This is a genomic window from Corallococcus sp. NCSPR001 (assembly GCF_017309135.1).
In the GTDB taxonomy this organism is placed as follows: domain Bacteria; phylum Myxococcota; class Myxococcia; order Myxococcales; family Myxococcaceae; genus Corallococcus.
The window spans coordinates 107,311-130,469 of record NZ_JAFIMS010000002.1 but is presented as its reverse complement, the minus strand read 5'-3'; the positions used below and the strand labels follow the sequence as shown (position 1 = coordinate 130,469).

21 protein-coding genes are annotated in these 23,159 nt (G+C 70.8%); 11 read left to right on the top strand and 10 right to left on the bottom strand.

Annotation, left to right across the window (positions count from 1 at the left end):
* Positions 1-11: 11 nt before the first annotated feature.
* Positions 12-653 (bottom strand): hypothetical protein, encoded by a 642-nt coding sequence (locus JYJ93_RS02390; protein ID WP_269012921.1) that lies wholly within the window; start codon positions 651-653, stop codon positions 12-14.
* Positions 654-739: 86 nt separating this feature from the next.
* Positions 740-2,794, bottom strand: coding sequence for a HEAT repeat domain-containing protein (locus JYJ93_RS02385; protein ID WP_206786281.1), 2,055 nt, complete (start codon positions 2,792-2,794; stop codon positions 740-742).
* Positions 2,795-2,955: 161 nt separating this feature from the next.
* On the opposite strand from JYJ93_RS02385, the gene JYJ93_RS02380 reads away from it, so the two are divergent.
* Positions 2,956-3,783 carry an alpha/beta fold hydrolase gene (locus JYJ93_RS02380; RefSeq protein ID WP_206786280.1) on the top strand — a complete coding sequence of 276 codons (828 nt, stop codon included), beginning with the start codon at positions 2,956-2,958 and terminating at the stop codon, positions 3,781-3,783.
* Positions 3,784-3,817: 34 nt separating this feature from the next.
* Entirely contained in the window at positions 3,818-4,102 is a 285-nt protein-coding gene (locus tag JYJ93_RS02375) for a DUF427 domain-containing protein (RefSeq protein WP_206786278.1), read from the top strand.
* Positions 4,103-4,104: 2 nt separating this feature from the next.
* Here the strand turns inward: JYJ93_RS02375 and JYJ93_RS02370 are convergent, their stop codons facing one another.
* Positions 4,105-5,151, bottom strand: coding sequence for an oxygenase MpaB family protein (locus JYJ93_RS02370; protein WP_206786276.1), 1,047 nt, complete (start codon positions 5,149-5,151; stop codon positions 4,105-4,107).
* A 196-nt stretch (positions 5,152-5,347) separates the two neighbouring features.
* Between JYJ93_RS02370 and JYJ93_RS02365 the strand changes: the two genes are divergently transcribed.
* A complete protein-coding gene (locus JYJ93_RS02365) occupies positions 5,348-6,361 on the top strand; it encodes an ABC transporter ATP-binding protein (RefSeq protein WP_206786274.1) in 1,014 nt (337 codons plus the stop codon).
* A 1-nt stretch (position 6,362) separates the two neighbouring features.
* Here the strand turns inward: JYJ93_RS02365 and JYJ93_RS02360 are convergent, their stop codons facing one another.
* Positions 6,363-6,560, bottom strand: a complete 198-nt coding sequence (locus JYJ93_RS02360) for a hypothetical protein (protein ID WP_206786272.1) — start codon at positions 6,558-6,560, stop codon at positions 6,363-6,365.
* Between the two features lie 153 nt (positions 6,561-6,713).
* Here JYJ93_RS02360 and JYJ93_RS02355 point away from each other — a divergent pair, with 153 nt between their 5' ends.
* The 4 genes from JYJ93_RS02355 to JYJ93_RS02340 all read left to right on the top strand — a co-directional run bounded on the left by JYJ93_RS02355 (position 6,714) and on the right by JYJ93_RS02340 (position 10,606).
* Positions 6,714-7,049, top strand: a complete 336-nt coding sequence (locus tag JYJ93_RS02355; protein ID WP_242543632.1) for a DUF2171 domain-containing protein — start codon at positions 6,714-6,716, stop codon at positions 7,047-7,049.
* Positions 7,050-7,192: 143 nt separating this feature from the next.
* Positions 7,193-8,293, top strand: a complete 1,101-nt coding sequence (locus JYJ93_RS02350) for a kelch repeat-containing protein (RefSeq protein ID WP_206786270.1) — start codon at positions 7,193-7,195, stop codon at positions 8,291-8,293.
* Between the two features lie 452 nt (positions 8,294-8,745).
* Complete coding sequence (locus tag JYJ93_RS02345; RefSeq protein WP_206786268.1) at positions 8,746-9,063, top strand: hypothetical protein; 318 nt, start codon at positions 8,746-8,748, stop codon at positions 9,061-9,063.
* 106 nt (positions 9,064-9,169) lie between these two features.
* A complete protein-coding gene (locus JYJ93_RS02340) occupies positions 9,170-10,606 on the top strand; it encodes a M24 family metallopeptidase (RefSeq protein WP_206786266.1) in 1,437 nt (478 codons plus the stop codon).
* Between the two features lie 5 nt (positions 10,607-10,611).
* On the opposite strand, the gene JYJ93_RS02335 is transcribed toward JYJ93_RS02340, so the two are convergent.
* From JYJ93_RS02335 to JYJ93_RS02325, 3 genes are all read right to left on the bottom strand, one after another.
* Positions 10,612-11,814, bottom strand: coding sequence for a cytochrome c peroxidase (locus JYJ93_RS02335; protein WP_242543631.1), 1,203 nt, complete (start codon positions 11,812-11,814; stop codon positions 10,612-10,614).
* Positions 11,815-11,926: 112 nt separating this feature from the next.
* On the bottom strand, positions 11,927-12,331 hold the full coding sequence (locus tag JYJ93_RS02330; protein ID WP_206786264.1) for a hypothetical protein: 405 nt from the start codon (positions 12,329-12,331) through the stop codon (positions 11,927-11,929).
* Positions 12,332-12,549: 218 nt separating this feature from the next.
* A complete protein-coding gene (locus JYJ93_RS02325; RefSeq protein ID WP_206786262.1) occupies positions 12,550-14,304 on the bottom strand; it encodes a S8 family serine peptidase in 1,755 nt (584 codons plus the stop codon).
* A 346-nt stretch (positions 14,305-14,650) separates the two neighbouring features.
* Here JYJ93_RS02325 and JYJ93_RS02320 point away from each other — a divergent pair, with 346 nt between their 5' ends.
* On the top strand, positions 14,651-17,068 hold the full coding sequence (locus JYJ93_RS02320; protein WP_206786260.1) for a serine/threonine-protein kinase: 2,418 nt from the start codon (positions 14,651-14,653) through the stop codon (positions 17,066-17,068).
* Between the two features lie 30 nt (positions 17,069-17,098).
* On the opposite strand, the gene JYJ93_RS02315 is transcribed toward JYJ93_RS02320, so the two are convergent.
* Together JYJ93_RS02315 and JYJ93_RS02310 are read right to left on the bottom strand one after the other, a co-directional pair.
* Positions 17,099-17,776, bottom strand: coding sequence for an RDD family protein (locus JYJ93_RS02315; RefSeq protein ID WP_206786257.1), 678 nt, complete (start codon positions 17,774-17,776; stop codon positions 17,099-17,101).
* 90 nt (positions 17,777-17,866) lie between these two features.
* Complete coding sequence (locus JYJ93_RS02310; RefSeq protein WP_206786255.1) at positions 17,867-18,838, bottom strand: PDR/VanB family oxidoreductase; 972 nt, start codon at positions 18,836-18,838, stop codon at positions 17,867-17,869.
* Between the two features lie 306 nt (positions 18,839-19,144).
* On the opposite strand from JYJ93_RS02310, the gene JYJ93_RS02305 reads away from it, so the two are divergent.
* Both JYJ93_RS02305 and JYJ93_RS02300 read left to right on the top strand, forming a co-directional pair.
* Complete coding sequence (locus JYJ93_RS02305; protein ID WP_206786253.1) at positions 19,145-19,789, top strand: hemerythrin domain-containing protein; 645 nt, start codon at positions 19,145-19,147, stop codon at positions 19,787-19,789.
* Between the two features lie 122 nt (positions 19,790-19,911).
* Complete coding sequence (locus JYJ93_RS02300) at positions 19,912-20,661, top strand: SIMPL domain-containing protein (protein WP_206786251.1); 750 nt, start codon at positions 19,912-19,914, stop codon at positions 20,659-20,661.
* A 9-nt stretch (positions 20,662-20,670) separates the two neighbouring features.
* Here JYJ93_RS02300 and JYJ93_RS02295 read toward each other — a convergent pair whose 3' ends face one another.
* Positions 20,671-21,654 carry a hypothetical protein gene (locus JYJ93_RS02295; RefSeq protein WP_206786249.1) on the bottom strand — a complete coding sequence of 328 codons (984 nt, stop codon included), beginning with the start codon at positions 21,652-21,654 and terminating at the stop codon, positions 20,671-20,673.
* Positions 21,655-21,797: 143 nt separating this feature from the next.
* Between JYJ93_RS02295 and JYJ93_RS02290 the strand changes: the two genes are divergently transcribed.
* Positions 21,798-23,123, top strand: coding sequence for a hypothetical protein (locus JYJ93_RS02290; protein ID WP_206786247.1), 1,326 nt, complete (start codon positions 21,798-21,800; stop codon positions 23,121-23,123).
* Positions 23,124-23,159 lie beyond the last annotated feature (36 nt).

Below are 23,159 nucleotides of genomic sequence, written 5' to 3'. Positions count from 1 at the left end.
CGACCCCGCGCCTAATGACGATCGATCCGGTAGTTCTGCGCGTCGATCCACTTCACGCTGCCAATGGACTTGTGGCGCCATTGATTCCGCTCCTGAGTCCACTTCGACAGATCACCGGTGGTGGGCGTGTACTGGAAGAAGCCATCACAGGTGGGATTCGCGGGGTCGCTCGATGCCGAGAAGAAGGCCACGAGGGAAAGCCGCAGCATTCCTGCTTTCGTCTTCACCTCCCAGCCATGCTCCAGTCCCATGGCGACGATGTAGCGGATGTCCTGTTCCGTGAGCTCACCTTCGTAGGGATGCGTGTGGAGCAGATACACGTAGCCCAGGCTCTCGGGAGGGTAGCGGGCGTCGTCCACCTTGGGAGGCAGGCGGCAGCTCCGTTTGCCACGCGAGTCCTGGATCGTCGTCACGGACATCATGCTCATCTCGAACCGCTCGTCGGGCGTGTAGTAGACCCATGCGCAATACTCCTGCGACAGGTCCCACCTGAGCCGGAAGTTCACGTCCGACTTCCGTCCCGCCGTGGCATGCGGCTGCTTCAGCATCAGCGAGCAGGCGGAGATGAGCGCGTCCGAGTACGTGTCGAAGGGCCCAAAGCCCGGCATCGGGCCCGGGATGCGCTCGGGAATGTCTCGCGCGTTGATCCGCACGACTCCAGGTGCCGCCGCAGGCTGGGCGCAGGCCAGCGCAAGAAACAGCGGCGACACACCCAGAACCCTCGCCCAGGCCCCCATCCTCACTGCGCCGGCAACATGCCCAGCCGCTGCCTGGCGAACCTGTTCTGCGGATCGAACCGGAGCGCTTCCTCCAGCCGCTCGCGGCCCCTGGCCGGGTTGCCCTGCACCACGTAGAGGTCCGCCAGCCGCACCAGCACGTCCGCGTTGTAGGGCTGCAGGTCCAGCGCCTGTTCGAACTCGCGCGTCGCCGTAATCACGTCCCTGCGGCGCATGGCCAGTTGCCCCAGCATCACGTGCGGCTGCACCAGCCCGCGCGTCTCCGGCTCCGTCGCCAGCGCCTGCAACGCGGGCATCGCGCGCGGATCCCCGAACGCAGCCAGCGTCAGCGCCGCGCCCTGCCGCACCCACAGCGAGCCGTCCTTGAGCAGCGACGCCAGGTCCTCCGTCGCCTCGCGCGCGTTCGCCGCGCCCAACCCGTCGATGATGTCCGAGCGCAACGTGGGGTCCGTCGTCCCCTTCAGCGCCGCCCGCAGCGCCGGCACCGCGTCGTGCTTGAACCGGCGCGCCAGGAACTTCGCCGCCGCGCCCCTGAGCGTGCCCGCCTCCGACGTGTCCGCCAGCACCGCCTCCAGCGCCCCGCGGCTCTGCGCCGCCGTCTTCTCGTCGAACGCGTCCGCCAGCCGCAGCCGCCGCGCCTGCCGCGCCTCCGCCTTCGGCCACCACTTCACCAGCGACGCCTGCATCGCGTCCGGCGTCTGCTTCGCGTGACAGCTGTTGCACGCGTTGGGGATGTCGTGGCGCGCCGTGTTCTGGGGCGCCGGCACGTCCAGCGCGTGGTCCGCGAAGTGGTCCAGCACGCCCGACACCACCGGCGGCATGTGACACGCCAGGCAGTCCTGCGCCGCCGCGGCCTTGTGGTGCGTGTGCTGCTCGCCCTGCGCCACCACCTCCTGATGACAGCCCTGGCACGTGGACGCGTTCACCGACGTGCGCGCCGCCACCGGCTTCTGCTTGCGCACCTCGTTGGGCGCGTTCGCGTCGTGCGGCGCCGTGTGGCACGTCAGGCACGTGGCCCCGCCCTTCATGTGACACTGGGACTGGATGAGCGCCTGGTACTCGAAGCTGGAGGTGCTGGGACGGCCGTCCGCGAAGAAGTCCCCGGAGCGGTCGTTGCCCACCAGGAGCACCATGGGCTGATAGCTCGCGTCGTAGCGCTGGCCAGGCTGGAAATGGTGCTTCGCGTCCAGCATGGGGAACAGCGTGCGGCGCGGCCCGTGGCACTGCGCGCACACGGAGAAGCCCTCCTCCTTCGACAGCTTCGCCGGCTGGATGATGTCCGCTGGCAGCTGCGACTCCGCGTGCAGCCCGCCGGGCCCATGGCAGGACTCGCACGCGACGCCCGCGTCCGCGAACTTCGTCTCCCACTGGTGGCTCGCCCGGTCATAGCGCGCGTCCAGCCCCGTCACGTGGCAGTCCAGGCACGCGTGCTGCGCGCTGCGGCGGAAGTTCGTCCAGAAGAACGGGTGGTCCGGCGACAGCGCCCCCTGCTTCTTCTCCGAGTAGTCCACCCACTCGCTCTTGCCCGTGACGTGGAAGTACACCGGCATCACCTGCCAGCGGCCATCCGGCAACAGCGTGATGGGGTCCTGCATCCGCTTGCCGCCCACCACCCACTGCACCGGCCACTCGCCCAGGTTCCCGTCCGCGCCCTTGGTGCGCATCAGGTACTGGCTCCCGTCGCGCCGCATCCACGCCTCGCTGGACTCGCCCTTGAAGTGCGTGCCCGCCGTGAACGCACCCACCACGTACGGCTTCGCCGCCGGCGACAGCGCCCGCGCGTGCCAGTCGTGCTTCCAGCCCGTGTGCTGCTCCTCGTGGCAGTCCGCGCACACCTGCGAGCCCACGAAATGATTCGGCTTCGCGGGCGGCGCCTCCACCGTCTTCACCGGCACGGGCGCGGCCATGCTGCCCGCGTTCACGGGGGCCGCCGGAGCCTGGGCCACCGGCGGAGACACGGCGGGCGTGGGCGCGGACGACGGGCGCAGGAAGAAGAACAGACCCGCCGCGAGGACCACCACCGCGAGGGCGACAAGGACAGGGCGAGAGGAGCGCATCGGGAAGGTACCGCGTCCATGCTCCTCCCAAGCGCCGGGCGGCACAAGCGGCGCTCCGCGCAAGCCCTTCTCCTCCAGTGGACAACGACCTCCCAGGGAGGGCTGCGGTCCTGGCGAGCCCTGGATTAGGGTCCCCCTCCAAGCGAAGGGAGGCCGTGCCCATGCCCATGCGGTCCGTGAATGGAACCCGGCTGTACTACGAGGACACCGGCGGCTCCGGAGACGTGGTCCTCTTCAGCCACGGGCTCCTCTGGAGCACCCGGCTGTTCGACCCGCAGGTGGAGGCCCTGCGAGGCCGCTTCCGCTGCATCTCGTACGACCACCGGGGTCAGGGCCAGAGCGACGTGCCCCCGGAGAAGGTCATCGACATGGAGACGGTGTACGCGGACGCGGTGGCGCTCATCGAGTCACTGGGCGTGGCCCCCGTCCACTTCGTGGGCCTGTCCATGGGCGGCTTCGTGGGCCTGCGGCTCGCGGCGCGCCGGCCGGACCTGGTGCGCTCGCTGGTGCTCCTGGAGACGTCCACCGACCCCGAGCCCACCGCCAACGTGCCGCGTTACACCGCGCTCAACCTCGTCGCGCGCTACGTGGGCCTGGGCCCCGTCACCGCGCCGGTGATGCGCATCATGTTCGGCACGTCGTTCCTCACCGACCCCGGCCGGGCGGAGGAGCGGGCGTTGTGGCGCACGCGCCTCAAGAACAACCGCCGTGACATCTACCGCGCCGTCAACGGCGTCATCCAGCGCAAGGGCATCCCGGAGGAGCTGCCGCGCATCCGCACGCCCACGCTCGTCATCGTGGGGGAGGAGGACCGCGCGACGGTGCCCGCGAAGGCGGAGCGCATCCACTCGCTCATCCCGGGCTCGAAGCTGGTGCGCCTGTCGCGCGGAGGCCACTCCTCCACCGTGGAGGAGCCGGCGCTCGTGAACGCGGAGCTCGCCCCCTTCCTCACCCAGCACGCGTCCAACCAGGCCGCGCACGCGGGCTGACGCGCCGTTAACCCACACCCAGGAGGGTTTCCCCATGCCAGTCGCGAAGTGGAATGGCGTCGTGCTCGCGAAGAGCGACACCTACGAGACCGTGGAGGGCAACGTCTACTTCCCGCCCGACAGCCTGGTGCGCGAGCACTTCAAGCCCAGCGCCACGCACACCACCTGCCCCTGGAAGGGCGAGGCCAGCTACTACTCCGTGGAGGTGGACGGGAAGACGAACGCGGACGCGGCCTGGTACTACCCGGAGCCCAAGCCGGCCGCGTCCAACATCCAGGGCTACGTGGCCTTCTGGAAGGGCGTGACGGTGGAGCGCTGAGGTCAGCGGCCGGTGAGGTACTTGCCCCAGCGCAGGCTGTTGCGCAGCTGCGTGACGATGAAGGCGGGCACCCACTGGAGCAGGTTCGCCTCCGGCTGCACGTCGTAGCCGTTCCACAGGTTGTCGTCGATGCGGTTGGCGTCCAGCGTCGTGGGGTAGGGCGCGGGCATGCCGCCGAAGCACTCCCCTTGCGAGAAGAAGAGGTCCCACAGCGTGGCGGCCTCCGCGTGGTCGTCCGCGATGAGGCGCGTGTCCACGCCCAGCAGCGAGCCCAGCAGCTTCCAGAAGAAGTACCAGCGCTGCTCGTTGTACTCGTAGCCCTTGTCCACCCACGCCTGCGCGACGACGTACGCGAACGTCAGCAGCGTGAACGCGACCCCGCTCTGGTTGTAGCAATGCTGCCGCCCCGTGTTGAGGGACCGGTAGTGGCCGAGCGCGGAGTTGTGCATCTGCGCCAGCAGCAGCGTGGTGGACAGGGTGCGCGTGCTGTAGAGGCTGCCCCAGCCCATGTTCATGTTGCCGTAGAGGATGCGCAGCATGATCTGCGCCGTCTCGATGACCCGGCGGGACACGATGGTCTTGAGCTTGCTGTGCGGGCGCTGCTCGAACAGCGACGACACGTCCTTGTGGTAGTACGTGGCCCGGAAGGACACGCCCGCCAGCTGGTTCACGGACGCGCCCTGGAAGAAGACGTAGAAAGCCTCGTCGCGCGCGGCCTCGAAGTCCCGCAGGAACTGCGCGGAAGAGCCCACGCCCGTCACCGCCTGCGTGGCCACCGAGTGCGCCGGCCCGTAGAGCACCTTCGCGATGCGGTGGTCGCTGTACGTGTTGCCCCAGTAGCCCTCGATGGCGGAGAAGGCCTTCAGCGCGGGCCGCCACGCGGTGCCGTTCACGCCGGGCGTCTCGCGGATGTGCTTCTTCCAGTGCTGCCGCAGCTCCTCCATGAACTCCGGCTCCGCGGCGCTCATGATGCCGTACAGGCTGTTGGCCGCGTTGAGCGGGTCGCCCAGGATGGCGGTCAGGTTCTGGCCACGGAAGGTGAAGGGCATGGGGGCGGGCTCTCCAGCGGACGGCGTTCCCGGCCCAGTGTAGAGAAATGTTGAATCTGTAACAAACCGCCCGTCCTGGAAAACCCGACACGTAGGGGATGTGACGGGGCGGGGTGGACCGGACTTTCCGTGCGGACGCGAGCGGCGATGCTCGGACTTTTGGCGGGGCGTGGCCCTCGCGTGGAGGAGCGGAGCCTTGGCGACGGTGTCCCTGCAGGACGTGCGCAAGGTGTACCGGGGTGGGGTGGCGGCGGTGAAGGGCGTGACGCTGGACATCGCGGACGGCGAGTTCGTGTCGCTGGTGGGCCCGTCCGGCTGCGGCAAGTCCACGACGTTGAACCTCATCGCCGGGCTGGAGGAGCTGTCCGGCGGCGAGCTGAGAATCGACGGGCAGTTGGTGAACGACCTGTCGCCGCGCGAGCGTGACATCGCGATGGTGTTCCAGAGCTACGCGCTCTACCCGCACCTGGACGTGGCGGGGAACCTGGCGTTCCCGCTGAAGGTGGCGGGCATGGACGCGAAGGACGTCGACGCGCGCGTGCGCGAGGTGTCCGGCGTGCTGGGGCTGGAGGCGCTCCTGTCGCGCCGGCCGAAGGAGCTGTCGGGCGGACAGCGGCAGCGCGTGGCGCTGGGACGCGCGCTGGTGCGCAGGCCCAAGGTGTTCCTCTTCGACGAGCCCCTGTCCAACCTGGACGCGGCGCTGCGCACGCAGATGCGCGGTGAAATCAAGAAGCTGCACGAACAGCTGAAGGCCACGTTCATCTACGTCACGCACGACCAGGCGGAGGCGATGACGCTGTCGGACCGCGTGGTGGTGATGAGCCAGGGCGAGGTGCAGCAGGTGGCCCCGCCGCGCGAGCTGTACGACGCACCGGTGAACCTCTTCGTGGCGGGCTTCTTCGGCTCGCCGCGCATCAACCTGGTGAAGCCCCAGACGCTGGGTCTGTCCGACGGGGACGCGGTGCTGGGCCTGAGGCCGGAGCACCTCCAGGTGGGGCAGGGCGCCCGGCCGGACGACGCGCGCGAGGGCCGCGTGTACCTGGTGGAGCCCATGGGCGCGGAGGTCTGGGTGACGGTGGAGACGGGCGGCGAGCGCATGGTGGCGCGGGCGCCCGGGGACTTCCACGCCGCGAGCGGAGACCCGGTGTGGCTGCGCCACGACGCGCGTTACCTGCGCCGGTTCGACGCGAGGACGGGGCGCGCGGTGTGAGTCAGGCGTAGACCTGTTCGCTCTCCACCATGGGTTCCAGCCGGCGCTGGAGGGCGGCGAGCCGTTCGTAGCGCTGGTGCAGCGCTTCCTTGTGCTCGCGTTGATCCGCCCGGGCGATTTCATCCAGCAGCGTTTGCAGCGAGGAGTCCACGGCGTCCTTCAGCACGCGCGATTCGTCGTTCGACAGTTCCAGCAGCATGGGGGTCTCCTTGAGGCAACGTTAGGCACCGCGTGACGGGGCCGCGCGCAGGGCAGGCACACAGGCGTGGAAGAAGGCGGCCCGAGGGCCCACCGGGCTGCCTGCCACGCCGCGCACGGCGGCGGGAGCGACCCCACTCTGGGTGAGGACCCCATGAGCGCGAGGAGCGACGCGATGATTCACGCGGGAGAGGTTCGCGAGGGCATGTCGGTGCGCACCGCCGACGGACAGCAACTGGGCCGGGTGGCTGGCGTGGGCGACACGCACTTCGAACTGGAGCAGGGGCTGGTGCCCATTCCCCGGCGCGACTACCTGGTCGAATACAGCGACGTGGAGGCCGTGAGCGGAGATGAAGTCCTGCTCAAGCCCGCGGACCACTCGCAGCTCACGCTGGAGGAGGACGACGACGGCGGGGCCCTGCCGCCGCGCCACAGCGAGGGCCTGGAAGCGGAGCCCACGAACGACCCCGTGGGTCCCATGCGGCACTAGTGCGTCCAACCCGGAGGGCAGGGCAAGTCCCTGGAATCACAGGGCCTTGCGGTCGCCTGGGTGTCAGACCGGCGGGTTAAACGGACCCCTCGACCTGACGTCCCGGTGGGGCCATGCGACGGTTTTCGACTTCTTGCGTCACGATGCTGTGGTTGGGAGTGGTGTTCGCGTGCGGCCCCGCGCCGCGAGCGGATGCGGGGGGCGTGGAGGCGCCGGTGCCGGGCGTGTTGTCCACGCCGAGGCGGCTGTTGCCGTACATCGCGTTGGACGACGGGCGGGTGCTGGCGGCCGGAGGGCATGACGGCAACCGCACGTTGGGCAGCAGCGAGGTCTTCGAGCCGGGCACGGGGCGTTGGAGGTCCACGGGGGCGCTGCGCACGGCGAGGCGCAACCACGCGGCGGTGCGGCTTCTGGATGGCCGCGTGCTGGTGGTGGGCGGCTCCAACGGCGTGACGGTGGGCGCGCTGGCGAGCGCGGAGCTGTACGCGCCGGACACGGGAGCGTGGACGCAGGCGGCGTCCATGAGCGAGGCGCGCAATGATCCGGCGGTGGTGGTGTTGCCGGACGGGCGCGTGCTGGTGGCGGGGGGCACGGACGTGGACCTGCGGCCGGTGCGTTCAGCGGAGTTGTTCGACCCGGTGACGGGGACGTGGAGCGCGGCGGAGGCGCCCGCGTACGCGCGGGGCGGCGCGGGGACGGCGGTGGTGCTGCGCACAGGCAAGGTGCTCTTCGCGAGCGGCCTGCAATCGGAACTCTACGACCCGGTGACCGGCCACTGGGAGAAGGCGGGAACGGTGGGCGGCGCGGCGGGGACGCACCGGCTGGGGCACACCGTGACGCTGCTCCCGGACGGGCGCGTGTTGGTGGTGGGCGGCACCACGACGCAGGCCGCGCGGACGGCGGAGGTGTACGTGCCGGAGCGAAACGACTGGGAGTTGGTGGAAGCGCCAGCGGTGCCGAGAGAGCACCACGCCGCGCTGCTGACGGCGGAGGGCGCGGTGCTGGTGGTGGGCGGCGAGCACTCCTCCACAGGCACGCTGGACTCCGCGGAGCGCTTCGACCCGGTGAAGGGCCTCTGGACGCAGGCGCCCACGCTGCATGAGCCGCGAGGCGAAGCCGGAGCGCTGTGGCTGCGCCGGGGCACGGTGCTGGTGGTGGGCGGAGTGAACGAACTGGGCACCCTGGCCACGAGCGAGGAATACGTCCCCGCCCCCGCCATGGCCCAGGTCACGCCTGGCGAGTAGAGAACGGGTATGGGCACCGCAGGGTGATTCCGGTTCAAGGAGGCGGCAGGGACGATGCCGCATGAACTTCAGGACGTCAGGTACTATTCTCGGCCTCCTGGTGCTCGTGATGGCCCTCGGCGTGGGTTGCGCCTCCGCGCCTCCCACGGAGCTTCGAGCGGATCATGCGCGCGGACCCGGCAGCTTCTGCGCGCTGAACCCCGAAGGCTGCGCTCCGCCGCCTGCGCCCACACCCGGAACGTTCGACCTGGACTCCTGCTTCAGGGCCTGTGATGCGGGAGGCGCGGCCCTGGAGTCATACTGCCGGGGTCTCGCCGAGACTTGGCAGCGGCAGCTCTGCTGGTCCGTCGTCCAGGGCTCGAAGGCCGCATGCAAGGGCATGTGCTCGCGCATCAACGCATGCGTTTCCCATTCCACCGCCTGCCCGCCGGATGAAGGGTAAGGAGCCATCCATGAACCCTGGTCCTCCGCAGCACGCGTCCATCAGCGACCCCGTGGCCGATGACTACTGGTCCTTCGAGGATGACCATGGCCGCAAGCACGTCTCCCGCGTCACCCTGGGCCGGCCCGCGCCCATTTCCCAGGATGCCAATGGGGACTGGTATTGCCCGCTGATCATCGGCCATGCGGTGCCCATCACCGTCAGCATGGTGGGCGTCGGCCCGGTGGATGCCCTGCTCAACGCCGCGCGGTTCGTCCGCGAGCATTTCCACGAGCTGCGCAAGGTCAGCCCCCGCGCCACGCCTCCAGGCTCCACGGATTCGAAGTGAAGCCGGGACAGTGTGTCTGGCTTTTCCTTGAATGACTGGCAACGGCGGTTCCGGGAGCCCTTTTGCTCCGCGCCGCGCGACAGGGTGCGTGACAGACTGCGCGCCCATGCGCTCCTGGAAACACCTGCTCGTCGTCCCGCTCGTCTGTTCCTCCGCCTGCGCCACCGCGCCCGCCGCCCCCTCGAAGCCCGAGGCCCCGGCCGCCGCCGCGCCGGCCACTCCCGCCGCCGCGCCCGTGGCCCCCGCCGCGCCCGTGCGCCCCTTCGGCACGCTGCGCGAACAGTCCGCCCGCCAGCAGGCGTGGCTCAAGGAGCGGCTGGAGACCGGCGTGCCCCAGCTCATGCGCAAGCACGGCGTGCGCATGTGGGTCGTCCCCATGCGCGAGTACAACGAGGACCCCGTCTTCAAGGCGCTCGTCGCCCCCACCACCTTCGCCGCCCGCCGCCGCACCATCTACGTCTTCTTCGACCGGGGCGCGGACAAGGGCGTGGAGCGGCTGGCGCTGGGCGGCAGCACCCAGGGCGGCCTCTATGAGGCCCGCCGCGCCCCCATGATGGTGGACCGCGGCGGCTCGCAGCGCGCCGCGGAGCTCCTGGGCCCCGAACAGTGGCTGCTCCTCAAGCAGGTCGTGGAGGAGCGCAAGCCGGACTCCATCGCCATCAACGTGTCGCCCGCCATCGCCTTCGCGGACGGCCTCACCCACGGCGAATACGAAGGCATGACCCAGGCCCTGGGCCCCACCTGGACCCAGCGGCTCAAGCCCGCCGGAGGCCTGCCCCTGGACGTGCTCGGCTGGCGCGGCGCCGACGAGGTCCGCTTCTACGCCGACCTCCAGAAGTACGCCTGGAACCTCATCCAGACCGCCTTCTCCAATGCCGTCATCACCCCCGGCACCACCACCACCCAGGACGTGGAGTGGTGGATGCGCCAGCGCCTGGCCGACGAAGGCCTGGACACCTGGTTCCAGCCGGACGTGGACGTGCAGCGCCAGGGCGCCACCGAGGAGCAGGTGGGCGACAACCCCGTCATCCAGCGCGGCGACGTGCTCCACTGCGACTTCGGCGTCACCGCGCTGCGCCTCAACACCGACACCCAGCACATGGGCTACGTGCTGCGCGACGGAGAGACGGACGCCCCCGAGGGCCTCAAGGCCGCGCTCAAGGCGTCCAACCGGCTCCAGGACATCGTCACCGGTGAAATCAAGCCGGGCCGCACCGGCAATGAAGTCCTGCGCGCCTCGCTCGCGCGCATGAAGTCCGAAGGCATCAACGGCACCGTGTACTCACACCCCATTGGCCTGCACGGCCACGGCGCCGGCCCCATGATTGGCATGTGGGACCGCCAGGAGGGCGTGCCCGGCAACGGCGAGCACAAAGTGATGCCCGACTCCTGGTTCTCCATCGAGTTGCAGGCCACCAGCCCCGTGCCGGAGTGGAACCAGCAGCCCGTGCGCTCCGCCCAGGAGGAGGACATCGTCGTGGACTCGCAGGGCGCCGTGCACTGGGCCTTCCAGCGCCAGACGTCCTTCCACCTGGTGCGCTAGACGGCCTACTTCGCCACGCCCGTCATGGACTTGAGCAGCGTCACCAGCGCCTGCTTCTCCTCGCTGCTCAGGTCCAGCTTGACGATGGTCTCCGTGCGCACGCCCGCGAAGGTGCCGTCCGGGTCGCCGCCCTTGTTGTAGAACTCGACCACGTCCTCCAGCGTCTTCTCCGCGCCGGTGTGCATGTACGGCGCGCTCAGCGCCACGTTGCGCAGGGTAGGCGTGCGGAACGCGCCCTCCACCTCCGTGGGCTTGCTCTGCGCCTGCGCCTTCAGCGTGGACAGCCGCGCCGCGTCGATGCCGCCAGGCGCGTCGCTGTAGGGGCCCGCGGCGTTGAACGGCCAGGACACCAGCGCGTCCACCGCGTCCGCCTGCCCGCGCCGCCCCGCGCCCGAGTCCTTCAGCCCCAGGTTGTGGAACTTGTCGTCCGACAGCGAGCGGCCCTTGTGGCACACCACGCACTGGCCCTTGCGCATGAACGTCTTCAGGCCCAGGTACGCCGGGTCCTTCTCCTGCGTGCCCGCCTCCACCGCCTGCAGGAAGCGCCGCACGTCCGCGTCGAAGGGCGCGTCGGTGCGGTTGAGTGTGCGCTGATACGCCGCCAGCACCTTGCCCACGTTCGCCATCAGCCGGTCCGGGTCGGACTCGTCCGCGGGCGCCTTGCCGAACAGCTGCGTGTACGCCGCCGTGTACGAGGGCTCGCCGGACAGCCGCGCGCGCACCACCGTCGCGTCCGAGTCCATCTCGATGGGGTTCGTCAGCGGCAGCAGCGCCTGCGACCAGAGCCGGTCCGCCCGCCCGTCCCACATGAACCAGCGGCTGTAGCCCACGTTCAACAGGCTGGGCGGGTTGCGCTCGGACTGGTGGCCTCCGCAGCCCTCCGCCGTCGCCGTCTCCACCGTGTAGGACTCACCCGCGTGGCAGCTCTTGCAGGACACCGTCCCGCAGCGCGACAGCCCCGGGTCCTCGAACAGCCGCTGGCCCAGCATCGCCGCGTCCGCGTTGTCCGCCCACTTGTTCGTGGGGTCCGACTCCGGCTTCACGCTCTGCGTGTGCAGCGCGCTCAGCTGGTCCAGCTCATCTTCGGTCGGAAAGGGCACTTCGGATTCGCAACCCGCCCCCAGCAGGGCCAGGGCGAGCACGGCGGTACGCGGACGGAAGACGGTCATGGGCCGGGGCAGCTTCGCGCCCTTGTGTTCAGCAATCAATGGTCCCTGTCCCCCCGCCGGGCATGCGGCCATCCACGCACGAAGGCCGGGGACCCACCTGGGTGCACCCGGCCTTCACGGCGTGAAGCACTTCAACAGGACTTCAGGAGCGCTACTCGCAGGCCAGCTTGAAGCTCACCACCGGCGCCGCGAACTTGGCGATCTTCATCTTCGTGGGGCCCGGGGTGACCGTGGGCGCCGCGCCGTTGGCGCACTTGAGGCCCGCGTCCACCACCAGCTCCACGTTCAGCTCCTTGTCCTCCGGCAGCGCGCTGACGTTGTAGCTGCAGCGGTTGTTGCGGCTCTGCTTCACCTCGCCACGGCCCAGGGCCACGGCGTCGCCCTCCGTCACCTTCACCCCGACCGACGTGCACGGCTCACCCTGCAGGCCGCTCGCGGGGTACGCGATGCTGCCGGTGACCGTGGCGTTGCCCCCGCGACCCGCGGCCGCCGCGCCACTCGAAGAGGCGCAACCCGTGGCGGCAACGACGAAGGCGGCAACAGCAATTCGCAACATGGATATCCTCAATTCAAGAATGAGATGGTTTTCGCGCCGGTCTGGCCGCCTTCCCGGCAGCCATCGGCGCGCGCCACGTACAATTCCGGCGCGCATTCATTCCACGCAGCAGCGCATTCTCGATTTCGTCACGCGGAGCATTTTTCCGTTCCCCAACATCCACGCTCCGCGTCCGTGATGCGCTGCTGACGTTCCCATGAATTGAGAAGTGAGGTGCGTCACGGCAGCCGCTGCAGGGCCTCCTTCGCGTGCACCAGGCCGTGGCCGAACACGGGGTCCCGGCCCGCGGTGCCCAGGTCGCGCGCGGAGTCCTCCAGCGCGTCGCGCACCTGCTGGGGCGTGAGCTCCGGCCGGGCGCTCCAGAGCAGCGCGGCCACGCCGCTCACGTAGGGCGCGGCCATGGAGGTGCCGGAGACGTGGGTGTAGTCCACGGGCACCAGGGACAGCCGCGCGTCCGCGCCCAGCCGCTCGCGCAGCATGGTGCTGGCGGCCTGGTTGACGCTGACGGCGGGAGCCCAGCGGCCCATGCGGGGCAGGGAGAGGATGTCCACCGCGCCGCCCGCGGGGGCGTCGTCGGAGCCGAAGACGACGGCGCGCGCGCCCTGCATCATCACGTTGGCCATGGCCTCGGACACCGGCACCGCGCCCGGCCGCACGTAGGCGACGAAGCCGTCACAGGTGGCCTCGAAGCACGACGCCAGCGAATCCCCCAGGCCGCAGTCCACCAGCCGCCCCGCGGTGTCGCCCGTGGGCGAGTACAGGAGCGAGCGCGACATGGGGGACGTGCCGTCCAGGGACATCTCCGCGAAGGCGCCCATGCCCCGGGGGAAGGTGGACAACACGTCCACGCCCGGCGCCACCAGCGCGAGCTCCGGGCCCGTGTTGGAGAAGCTCGCGCGCCGCTCGTTCGCGTCCACCGCGCCCACCGCGAGCACGGACGGGTCGGACGCGGGGTACAGCACCGGGCCGCCCTGGTTGCCCGCGGCCGCCACCACCAGCAGGCCGTGCTCCTCCAGCGCGCGGAACGCCTCCACCGTGCTGCGGGTGGCGTTGCCTCCGCCCAGCGACAGCGACACGACGCGCGCGCCCTGGGACTCGCACCACTCCATGGCGGAGAGGACCACGCTCATCTGCGTCTGCCCGGACAGGTCCAGCACGCGGGCGATGAGCAGCGACGCGTTGGGCGCCACGCCCACCATGCCTCCCGGCGCGCCCCGGGGGCCGGTGTCGGCGCCGTGGCCCATGCGCGCCGCGATGATGCCCGCCACGTGCGTGCCGTGGCCCTGGCCCCACTGGCCCTGGGGGCCGCGGTCATTGGCGTCGTCGTCTTCATCCAGGAAGTCGTGGCTGCCCACCACCGCGCCCTGGAACTCCGGGTGGTCCATGTCCAGGCCGCTGTCGATGACGCAGACCCGCACGCCCTCGCCCGTGGGCGCGCCCACGTCCAGCACGCCGTCCCGGTCCGCGTCCCACACGTCCGGGGCCTGCACCAGGCGCAGGCCGTCCGTGTACTCGTCCTCCGGCGTGGGCGTGGCGGCCGTCACCTGGCGCGGCAGCGGCGAGAAGAGCCCGGGCGTCACGCCCTGGGCGAACCAGATCTGGTCCACCTCGATGCTCTCCACCAGGCTGCTGCGCTCCAGCAGGAGCCGCTCCTCGGGCGTCACGCGCGCGGCCACCGCGGGGATGTTGCGGTAGACGGCGCCCACCTTCGCGCCGGTGCTCGCCGTGAAGCTGGCGCCCGACGCCGTGACGCTCGACGCCTGGGTGCGGTCGCCCCGGCGGAAGCGGATGATGACCGGCTCGCGTCCGTCCGCCTGCACCCGGGAGGGCTGGTTCCCATCCAATCCCTGACGGGCCGTCATCCCTCCCGCGACGACACCCGGGCACACCTGCCCCTGTGAGGCGGTGCGCGAGGACGACTCCGGCGCACACGCGGCCAGCGCCAGCAACCCGACGAATGCCCAATGCCTCATGACGCGACTCCTTCCAAGCAGGACGCCCCTCCCGAGGGCGGTCCCCCACATGGCGGAGGACTGGGAGGTGCCCGCCCCCCTCACGAAGGAAGGAAGCGGCGTGCTGCGATGAGGGAACGCATCCCCGCGCGGACTCGCATCGTCTCCAGGCCCCAGGTGCATCCCGGACGTGCGGGGGTGCACAACAGACCTGTTGTCCGTCGGAACACAGGCCCTGGAATTCCGTTATCCCCGGGACTTTCTCTTTTTGGCGCCAGCGGTGTCGGAAGGCTGGCAAGGAGGGGTGGCGCGAGGTGCGTGGCTTGATTCCATGGGGAGTCCATGCTGCGCTCGGGAGCGCCAAGCCATGAGCACCGCACCCACAGAGTCCCCCCGTTTCTTCGGGCGCTACGAGCTCGTCCACCTCCTGGGCCAGGGCGGCATGGGAGAGGTGTACCTGGCGAAGCTGTCCGGGGCGGCGGGCTTCGAAAAGCCGTGCATCGTGAAGACCATCCTGCCGGGGCTGGTGAAGGACCGGCAGTTCCTGGACCGGTTCCACCACGAGGCCAAGGTGCTGGTGCACCTGGTCCACTCCTCCATCGCCCAGGTGTACGACATGGGCGAGGCGGACGGCACCTACTACATGGCCCTGGAGTACGTGGCGGGCGTGGACCTGGGGTACCTGCTGGAGCAGGCCCGGGTGCAGGGGCGGGCGGTGCCGGCGCCGGTGGCGCTCTACATCGGCCAGCGCATGGCGGAAGGGCTGGGGTACGCGCACCGCAAGACGGGCACGGACGGCGAGCCCCTGGGCATCGTCCACCGCGACGTGTCCCCGCACAACGTGATGGTGTCGTACGAGGGCGAGGTGAAGGTCATCGACTTCGGCCTCGCGAAGTCCACCGCGCGCAGCAAGTACACGCTGCCGTCCACGGTGATGGGGAAGCTGGGCTACATGTCCCCGGAGCAGGTCCGCGCGGAGCCGCTGGACCACCGCAGCGACATCTACTCCTGCGCGGTGGTGGTGTGGGAGATGCTGGCGGGCCGTGGGCTGGTTCCCCACGGCACCGTGGGCGAGATGATGGCGGCGATGTCGCACCCGGTGGTGCCGCCGCTGGCGGAGTCCCGTCCGGACGTGGAGCCGTCGCTGGAGGCCGTGCTGCGCCGGGCGCTGGCGCCGTCGCCGGCGGACCGGTACGCGCGGGCGGATGAGTTCGCGCGGGCGCTCAACGCGGAGCTCCTGCGCTCGGGGAACCCCCTGGGGGCGGAGGAGGTGGGCGAGTTCGTGCGCGCGCTCTGCCCGGAGGCCTTCGCGGAGCAGCGCAAGCTGACGTCCAGCGTGCACGGGGAGCGGCGCACGCCGTCGCCCGCGCCCCGGAGCGGTTCGGGCACGGGGCTGTATGGCGGCTCCGGAAGTGGCGCGGCGGCCGTCCAGGGCCCGGAGGAGCAGGCCGGGAACAGGCCCAACACCGGGCGCATCGACGTGGACGGGGCGGCGCTCGGGCCGGGGGGCACGTTCGTGTCCCATCCCTCGGGCTCCGGTGGCGTGCCGGGCACGCCGGGTTCTGGTGGTGTGGCGCGGCCGGACTCCGGTGGCGTGGCCCTGCCCGCGCCGGGCCCTGGCGGTGTGGCGCGGCCGGGCTCCGGTGGCGTGGCGGGGTCCACGCCGGGCTCTGGCGGCGTGGCGCGGAGCGGATCCGGTGGTGTGGCGCGGAGCACCGACGAGGTGGACGCGGCCGCGCTCGGTGCGACGGCGGTGCACCTGTCGCCCGCGCCGCCGAAGGGCGCCGGGGTGGCGGGCACGTCCGGACAGCTGCCGGCGCAGCCCGAGCCCCGCAGGCCGGTGGCGCGGATCGCCGTGGCGGCGCTGCTGCTGGTGGGCGCCTCCGTGGGCATCACCGCCTACGTGCTGCGCCCGCACACGGCCGAGCAGCCCGTGGTGCCCCAGACGCTCCCGCCGTCCGAGCCGGTGGTGGCCGCCGCGCCCCCGAAGGTGGACGAGCCGCCTCCCGCGGTGACGCCGCCCGTGGAGCCTCCTCCCGAGGCCGAGGCGGTGGACGCGGGCGTGGTGGCGGGCGCGCAGGAGCCGGAGGTGAAGCCGGTGACGAAGCCCGTGCCCGGGCCGAAGCGGCCCGCGCAGCCCCAGGTCGAGCTGCTGCCCTCGCATCTGCCCGTGGCGAAGATTGGCGAAACGGGCGGCGGCCAGCGCGTGGTGAACGCGTCGGTGCCGTCTGGCATCAACGCGGGCACGGTGTTCAAGGTGGTGGGCCCCATCCAGAAGGGGACCCGCAAGCGGCCCGTGCTGGGGACGGCGACCGTGGTGACCATCAACCCGAGCCGCGAGCGCATGACCCTGCGGCTGGACGCGGAGGCGGACGCGGCGAAGGAGCCGCGCTTCCTGCTGATGACCGTGCGCCCGTCGGGGCCGGCGCTGCCCACGTCCGCGGCCGTGCCCGAGGTCCCGCAGGCCGCGCCGCCCGAGGAGAAGCCCGTGGAGCGCTCACGCCTCCTGGGCCAGGCGGAGATCGACGGCATCCTGGGGACCGGCCTCAACAGCACCCTCTATGTGATCAGCTCCGACACGCGGACCTGGCACAACTGCGCCATCGTCCTGAACGGGCGCAAGGAAGCGCGGATGGCGCGGCTGGAGCCCTATCAGACGCACAAGGTCCCGGTGGAGATGCCCAAGTACTTCCGGGTGAACAACAAGGCGCCCGCGGTGGGAGAGAAGGCCGTGTGGGTGAGCTGCGACGAGGGCGAGGACACCTTCGCGCTGCGCAAGCGCTGAGCGCGGGCCCTTTCGGGCTCGCGCGGCGCCTCAGGGCTTGAGCCGCGTGGCGGCCACGGGGCACTCGTTGCGCAGGAACTCGGAGACCTCCTGGTCGCCGCCGTTCGCGTTGCGCACCGCGCGGGACAGGGACGTGCGGCACTGCCAGGTGACCTCGCGCGTGCCGTGGCAGCAGTGCCACCCGGTCAGCGTGCGGTCCAGGTACTGGAGCATCTCGTCGCGCGTGGGCGTGACGATGCTCCACACCGCGCCCACCAGCAGCGCCAGCCCTACCAGCGGCAGCGGCAGGCGCCGCGCCCAGCCCCGGAGGCCGCCCGGAATCACGGCCGCGTGCACGCCCAGCTGCGCATCCAGCGGCCGGCGTTGCAGCACCACCTGGAGCAGCAGCTCCACCGGCGCGGTGAGCGCGCGCAAGAGCCCCGCGCCCAGACCCGGCACCCGGCCTTCCGCTCGCTCCAGCTTGAGCCCCAGCGCGTGACGGCCCGGGGTGAGCCCCGTCAGCCCGCCCACACAGGACAGCACCACCCAGGCGGCCCCCATGGCGAACCCCAGCAGCGCCGGCGTGGACACCCACTCCGCCGCGCGCACCGCCCCCCAACCCACGAGCGCCGCGCCCGTGAGGTCCAATGCATCCGCCACCCAGAGCCGGTTCTGGAACCGGGCCTCGGTGGGCGGAGTGTCCATGGAGAACAACGTCCCGTCGCTCATCAGCCTCTCTCGTGTACGAGCGGGGCGCGAGCATAGGCGGCCCGCCGCGCACAGGCGCGCTTCAAAACGCCGTGCCCGGGGGTGTCACTACTACAGATCCAGCACCAGGCGCTTGGACCGGGCGCGTGACACGCAGACCAGCATCCGCTCATTTCCCGCGGGCTCTTGCTGGAAGAACGTGTCACGGTGCTCCGGCGTTCCCTCGCAGACGCGGGTGACGCAGGTGCCGCAGGAGCCCGCCTCGCAGTCGCTCTCCACCTTCACGCCGTGGGTGCGCAGCACGTTGAGCACGCTCTTGCCGGCCGGCACGCGCAGCACCTGGCCGGTGCTCTTGAGCGACACCTCGAAGTCCTCCTCCGGCGTCGCGTGGGTGGCGGACGTGCCCTCCGCGCTGAAGGCCTCGAAGTGCACCTTCTCCCAGGGCCACTTGTGCAGGGTGGCCGCCTCGCGCACGGCCTTCATCAGGCCCGCCGGGCCGCAGCAGTACAGCCGGGTGCCCGGTCCGCGCGTGGCCAGCAGCGCCCGCACGTCCAGTCCCTTCGTGGGGTCGCCCCCGTCGTGGTGGATGTGCACGCGGCCCGCGAAGGACGGCGTGGACAACAGCTCCCGGAAGGCGGTGCGGTCCGCGTCGCGCGCGCAGTAGTGCAGCACCCACTCCGCGCCGGTGCGCTCCAAGAGGCGCGCCATGGCCAGGAGCGGCGTGATGCCGATGCCGCCCGCGATGAGCACGTAGCTGCGCCCGTACAGGAGGGGGAAGTCGTTGACGGGCTCGCTCACGGTGAGCACGTCGCCCTCGTGGACGTTCTCGTGCATCGCCCTGGAGCCGCCGCGGCCGTTGGCGTCGCGCTGCACGGCGATGACGTAGCGGTGCGTCTCGCCCGGGTCGTTGCAGAGCGAGTACTGGCGCATGCCGTTGAGGCCCGGCACCTGCACGTCCAGGTGGGCGCCGGCTTCGAACTCGGGCAGGGGACTGGCGTCCTGGGACACCAGTTCGTAGGACTGGATGCCTTCCGCTTCACGGGTGATGCGCGCCACCCGGAGGCGCAGCGTGTTCGTCGTCACGGTATTGCCCCTGTTCCCTTGCCCGCCGCCCGCGCGAGACCGATCTGGCCGCGCACGGTGTGCACTCCCGGGCCGCCCGGGGAGTGGGGCCGGGTGCGGTTTTTCCGACAGGTTCCGGACAGAAGGGCCCCTCCGCCCGGCTGCCCTCCGTCCTGACGCGGAGGCCAGGGCGGCGGGGGTGGGCACGGCCGGGAATCCATCCCCACCCTTCACTCCGTGCCGCGCTGCGCCAGGGCCTGCCTGGGCCCGAGCGGCTTCGCGATGGGGGAGGCGCGGCCCCCCGATTCGATGGAAGGGAGACGGCCCATGGATGCCATCACGTTGCTGAAGGCGGACCACAAGACGGTGGAGCAGCTGTTCCGCAAGTTCGAGAAGGCGGGGGACCACGCGCTGGCGCACAAGCGCAAGCTGGTGGACGAGATGGTGCGCGAGCTGTCCATCCACGCCGCCATCGAGGAGCAGGTCTTCTACCCCGCCGTGCGCGCGCGTTCGGAGGACCTGTCCCCGGACGTGCTGCGCGCGCTGGAGGAGCACCACGTGGTGAAGTGGGTGCTGTCGGAGCTGGACACGCTGCCGCCGGAGTCCGAGCGCTTCGACGCGAAGGTGCACGTGCTGATGGAGAACGTGCGCGCCCACGTCACGGAGGAGGAGCAGTACCTCTTCCCGGAGGTGAAGAAGGCCTTCAAGCCGCAGGAGCTGCGGCAGGTGGGCGAGGCGCTGGAGCTGGCGAAGAAGGGCGCGCCCACGCACCCGCACCCGGCCGCGCCGGACACGCCGCCGGGCAACCTGCTCACGGGCGCGGTGGCGGCGGTGATGGACATGGGGCGGGACGCGCTGCGCACGGCGCGCCGCAAGGCCGTCACCCAGGTGCGCAAGTCCGCGCCGCGCCCCTTGCGCAAGCCGTTGGAGTCCATGATGTCGCTGGACCCGACGGGTGATTCGCTGCACTGAGCGTCCGGCGCTGGACGCCTCGGGCCCGGTGAATGTCCGCTGGGGCTGGGGCGTCCGAAGGGGCATGAGAGGCTTTCGCGCCAGGAAGCGCGAAGGTCTCCGGGCCTTTGGAAGGAGGCGCCATGTCCGCTGTTCGCAGGATGTTGACGACGTTGGTGGTGCTCGCGGGCTTCACGGCCGCGGCGCAGACGCAGGCTCCGGGCGGTTCACCGCAGCCCCGGCCGCCGGTGGATCCGCAAGTGCGCACGCTGCGCGTGGAGGGCACGGGCGAGGTGAAGGCGCAGCCGGACGAGGCCTTCATCGACGTGGCGGTGGAGACGTCCGCCGCGAACGCGAAGGCGGCGGGCGAGGAGAACGCGAAGCGGATGGAGAAGGTGCTTGCGGCGCTCACCGGCGCGGGCATCCCGAAGCGCGATTTGCAGACGCGCAACTACAACGTCTATCCCGAGTACACGCCGGCGCCGCCGCAGGGCGGTGAGCCGAAGCTCAAGGGCTACCGGGTGAGCAACCTGGTGAGCGTCCACGTGACGGACCTGTCCAAGGTGGGGAGCCTGTTGGACAAGGCGCTGGCGGCGGGGGCGAACCGGGTGGACTCGGTGCGCTTCGGGCTGAGCCGACAGGACGCGGTGCAGGGCGAAGCGCTGCGGCAGGCGGTGTCGCGGGCGCGCAAGTCCGCGGAGGTGCTGGCCGCGTCGCTGAACGTGAAGCTGGGCGCGGTGCTGGACGCGAGCACGGTGACGGAAGCCCCGCGCCTGTACCCGGCCACCTTCGCCATGGACATGGCGGAGTCGCGAGCCGCGCCCACCACGCCCATCCAGCCGGAGGAGCAGACGGTGCAGGCGAAGGTGACGCTCATCTTCGCGATTCAGTAGGCGCCGGCATCACGGGGCCTGGTCGCGGCGAGCCCGGGTCTTGAGCAGGAGCTCATCCATCACGGATGAGAACTTCTGGGGGTCGAAGTTCCTATCCGGCGAATGCGCCTGCTCCACCTCGGAGAACTGCTCGACGAGTTCCCGGAGCGGGTGCTTCATGTAGTGGCGGTACGCCGCGTAGGTCTTCTTGCGACGGGTGTCCTCGAAGGCCCGCGCGTTGTCCCTCCAGACCTCGCTCCGGTAGCGGTGGTTCACGCCCTCCTCGAACATGCCTCGCTCGAACCGCTGGCGGATTTGTCCGAGGAACGCCAGCAGGAACAGCTTCGCGTCTTGCTCCCGGTGGAAGACCCGCTCCAGGCCGAAGGTGTCCAGCCCCACGAGGACATGGTACGTGAGCCCATCCGGCTCACGCTCCTGCTTGTGCTTGGCCTTGCGCCAGTTGACGAGCTCCTCGCCATAGAACGTGGACTCGAGATCGTGCGTGCGCAGGAAGACATGCATCGTGTCGCGACAGCGCGCGGCCATCTCGACGTACCGGGAGGAGAGGGTGTCCCAGAGCGCGCCCTGCGGTCCCCAGTCGTCGCTGCCAAGCCACACCTTGAACCGGGGATTGGTCATCGCATCCAGGATGCCGCCGTACACGGTGCTCTCCAGCGTGTCATAGCCCCGGGCGCGCACGTACTGACTGACCTCGATTCCTCCGGACCAGAGGGCCAGCGGTGTTCCCAGGGCCTTGGGTGTCATCAGGTCCTGGGCCCTGGCGTTGATCAGCCGGTCCAGCGCGATGAACTCGGGGACCGGCAGGTTCCAGGCGTTGACCGCGATGAACTCGGCCCGCCGCTGGAGTCCCCGGATGATGAGCGCCCACGAGTCCTGGATGAACGCGGGCTGCAGCCGCGCTTCGCGGCAGAGACGTTCGTATTCGCTGTAGTGGGGATGGGTGGCGGGGAAGCGGACGATCTGGGCCCAGTCCACGTCGGCGCTCGTTGGCATGGACGCGAAGCCTAGCACTCTGGCTTGAAGCGGCCGGCCGTCCCTTCACCCGTAGGCAGTGGCGCGTGGCCGGCAGGTGAACGGCTGAATGTCAGACGTGTGTCCTCTGCTCTCCTCTGAGGAGTCACCTCCAGGGGGCGTGGATGCGAATGACGCGAAGTGGGGCTGTCTGGCTGTGGCTGCTGTTGCCGGTCGCCGCATGGGCGGAGGTCGTCCCGGAGGCGCTGCCCGTGGAGGAGGAAGGGCGCCCATGGAACGAAGCCTGGCGCAACCTGCTGCGCGTGGAGGCGACGACGCTGGCTTTCCTGCCGCGCGCGAGCGTCGGCACGGACGAGGGCTTCCTCCAGGTGGAGCCCACGCTCGTCTTCGAGCGAGGTGAGGACTTCGGCCTCAACCTGGGCGCGCCCGTGCGGCTTCGCCTCTGGAGCGGTGGAGTGCGGAGGGAGGACTGGGACAGCGTCTCGGACTTCGGGCAGGTGGTGCGCGCCCTCAAGCTGGGCTCGGACAACGCGCCCGTGGGTGTCTGGTTTGGCGCGCTGGAGGGCTACAGCCTGCTGTCCGCGCACCTCGTGCGACGCTACGGCGGGCGGCTCAACCCGGACTACCACCCGGCGGGCGGATTCCTCACCGGTACGCTCGGGCCGCTCTACACGGAGGCCTTCGTCTCGGACGTGCTCGGCGCGCGCCTCATGGGCGCCGAGCTCTCCCTGGATGTGGAGCACGTCCTCTTCGGGCCGCCCCGCGAGAAGGCGCGCTACACGCTGGCGCTGTCGGCGGTACACGACTGGGGCCGCGCCGGAGGCCGGACGCCCTCCGTGACGCTGGTGCACCTGGACGCCATGGCCGTGGTGGTGGTGCGGCCCACCTACGAAGTGCACGTTCAAGCGGGGTGGGGCGGCCGGCCCGGTAAAGGCGGTGCGTGGGGCGCGGTGGTGGGCGCGGGCGTGGACGCGCGGACGCCGACGCTGCGGCTGTTGCTGCGTCTGGAGGCACGCCGGCAGCACGGTAGCTTCCGTCAGGGCTTCTTCGGCCCGGACTACGAACTGGCGCGCTTCAAGGCGGCGGGGCCGGAAGGCGTGGCACTGGCGGAGGCGTCCTTCCCGGACGGGTACTCAGCCCATGGCGAGGCGGAGGTCGGCTGGGACGCGGTCCGCTACTGGGGTGTCCACAAGCACCTGAAGCTGTCGCTGGGGGTGGAGGCCTTCAACTGGGGACGCTTCGACGTGGACGGTCGCGTGGCGGTGCAGCTCTTTGACCGCTCCGTGGAGGTCGCCGTGAAGGGGCTCGCGGTGGGGGCGGGACAGTCTGGAGCGCGCTACCTGGGCGGGGCGGAGCTGCGCTGGCGCTTGTTGGGCGGGAAGCTCTACGCCATGGGCACGGCGGGCGCGCTGTTGTTCCCCGAGGGCGTGGGCACGCTGCGGCCGGGTGCCTTCGCCTCGCTGGGCCTGGGAGTGGACAATGCGCGCTGACGCCCTGCTGCTGGCCGTCTCCATGCTGGCGACAGG

Bases quoted from the DNA above. Each gene is read 5' to 3' on its own strand.
- JYJ93_RS02385 (WP_206786281.1), bottom strand. From the start codon at position 2,794: ATGCGCTCCTCTCGCCCTGTCCTTGTCGCCCTCGCGGTGGTGGTCCTC.
- JYJ93_RS02380 (WP_206786280.1), top strand. From the start codon at position 2,956: ATGCCCATGCGGTCCGTGAATGGAACCCGGCTGTACTACGAGGACACC.
- JYJ93_RS02375 (WP_206786278.1), top strand. From the start codon at position 3,818: ATGCCAGTCGCGAAGTGGAATGGCGTCGTGCTCGCGAAGAGCGACACC.
- JYJ93_RS02370 (WP_206786276.1), bottom strand. From the start codon at position 5,151: ATGCCCTTCACCTTCCGTGGCCAGAACCTGACCGCCATCCTGGGCGAC.
- JYJ93_RS02360 (WP_206786272.1), bottom strand. From the start codon at position 6,560: ATGCTGCTGGAACTGTCGAACGACGAATCGCGCGTGCTGAAGGACGCC.
- JYJ93_RS02355 (WP_242543632.1), top strand. From the start codon at position 6,714: ATGAGCGCGAGGAGCGACGCGATGATTCACGCGGGAGAGGTTCGCGAG.
- JYJ93_RS02350 (WP_206786270.1), top strand. From the start codon at position 7,193: ATGCTGTGGTTGGGAGTGGTGTTCGCGTGCGGCCCCGCGCCGCGAGCG.
- JYJ93_RS02345 (WP_206786268.1), top strand. From the start codon at position 8,746: ATGAACCCTGGTCCTCCGCAGCACGCGTCCATCAGCGACCCCGTGGCC.
- JYJ93_RS02340 (WP_206786266.1), top strand. From the start codon at position 9,170: ATGCGCTCCTGGAAACACCTGCTCGTCGTCCCGCTCGTCTGTTCCTCC.
- JYJ93_RS02330 (WP_206786264.1), bottom strand. From the start codon at position 12,331: ATGTTGCGAATTGCTGTTGCCGCCTTCGTCGTTGCCGCCACGGGTTGC.
- JYJ93_RS02325 (WP_206786262.1), bottom strand. From the start codon at position 14,304: ATGAGGCATTGGGCATTCGTCGGGTTGCTGGCGCTGGCCGCGTGTGCG.
- JYJ93_RS02320 (WP_206786260.1), top strand. From the start codon at position 14,651: ATGAGCACCGCACCCACAGAGTCCCCCCGTTTCTTCGGGCGCTACGAG.
- JYJ93_RS02315 (WP_206786257.1), bottom strand. From the start codon at position 17,776: ATGAGCGACGGGACGTTGTTCTCCATGGACACTCCGCCCACCGAGGCC.
- JYJ93_RS02305 (WP_206786253.1), top strand. From the start codon at position 19,145: ATGGATGCCATCACGTTGCTGAAGGCGGACCACAAGACGGTGGAGCAG.
- JYJ93_RS02300 (WP_206786251.1), top strand. From the start codon at position 19,912: ATGTCCGCTGTTCGCAGGATGTTGACGACGTTGGTGGTGCTCGCGGGC.
- JYJ93_RS02295 (WP_206786249.1), bottom strand. From the start codon at position 21,654: ATGCCAACGAGCGCCGACGTGGACTGGGCCCAGATCGTCCGCTTCCCC.
- JYJ93_RS02290 (WP_206786247.1), top strand. From the start codon at position 21,798: ATGCGAATGACGCGAAGTGGGGCTGTCTGGCTGTGGCTGCTGTTGCCG.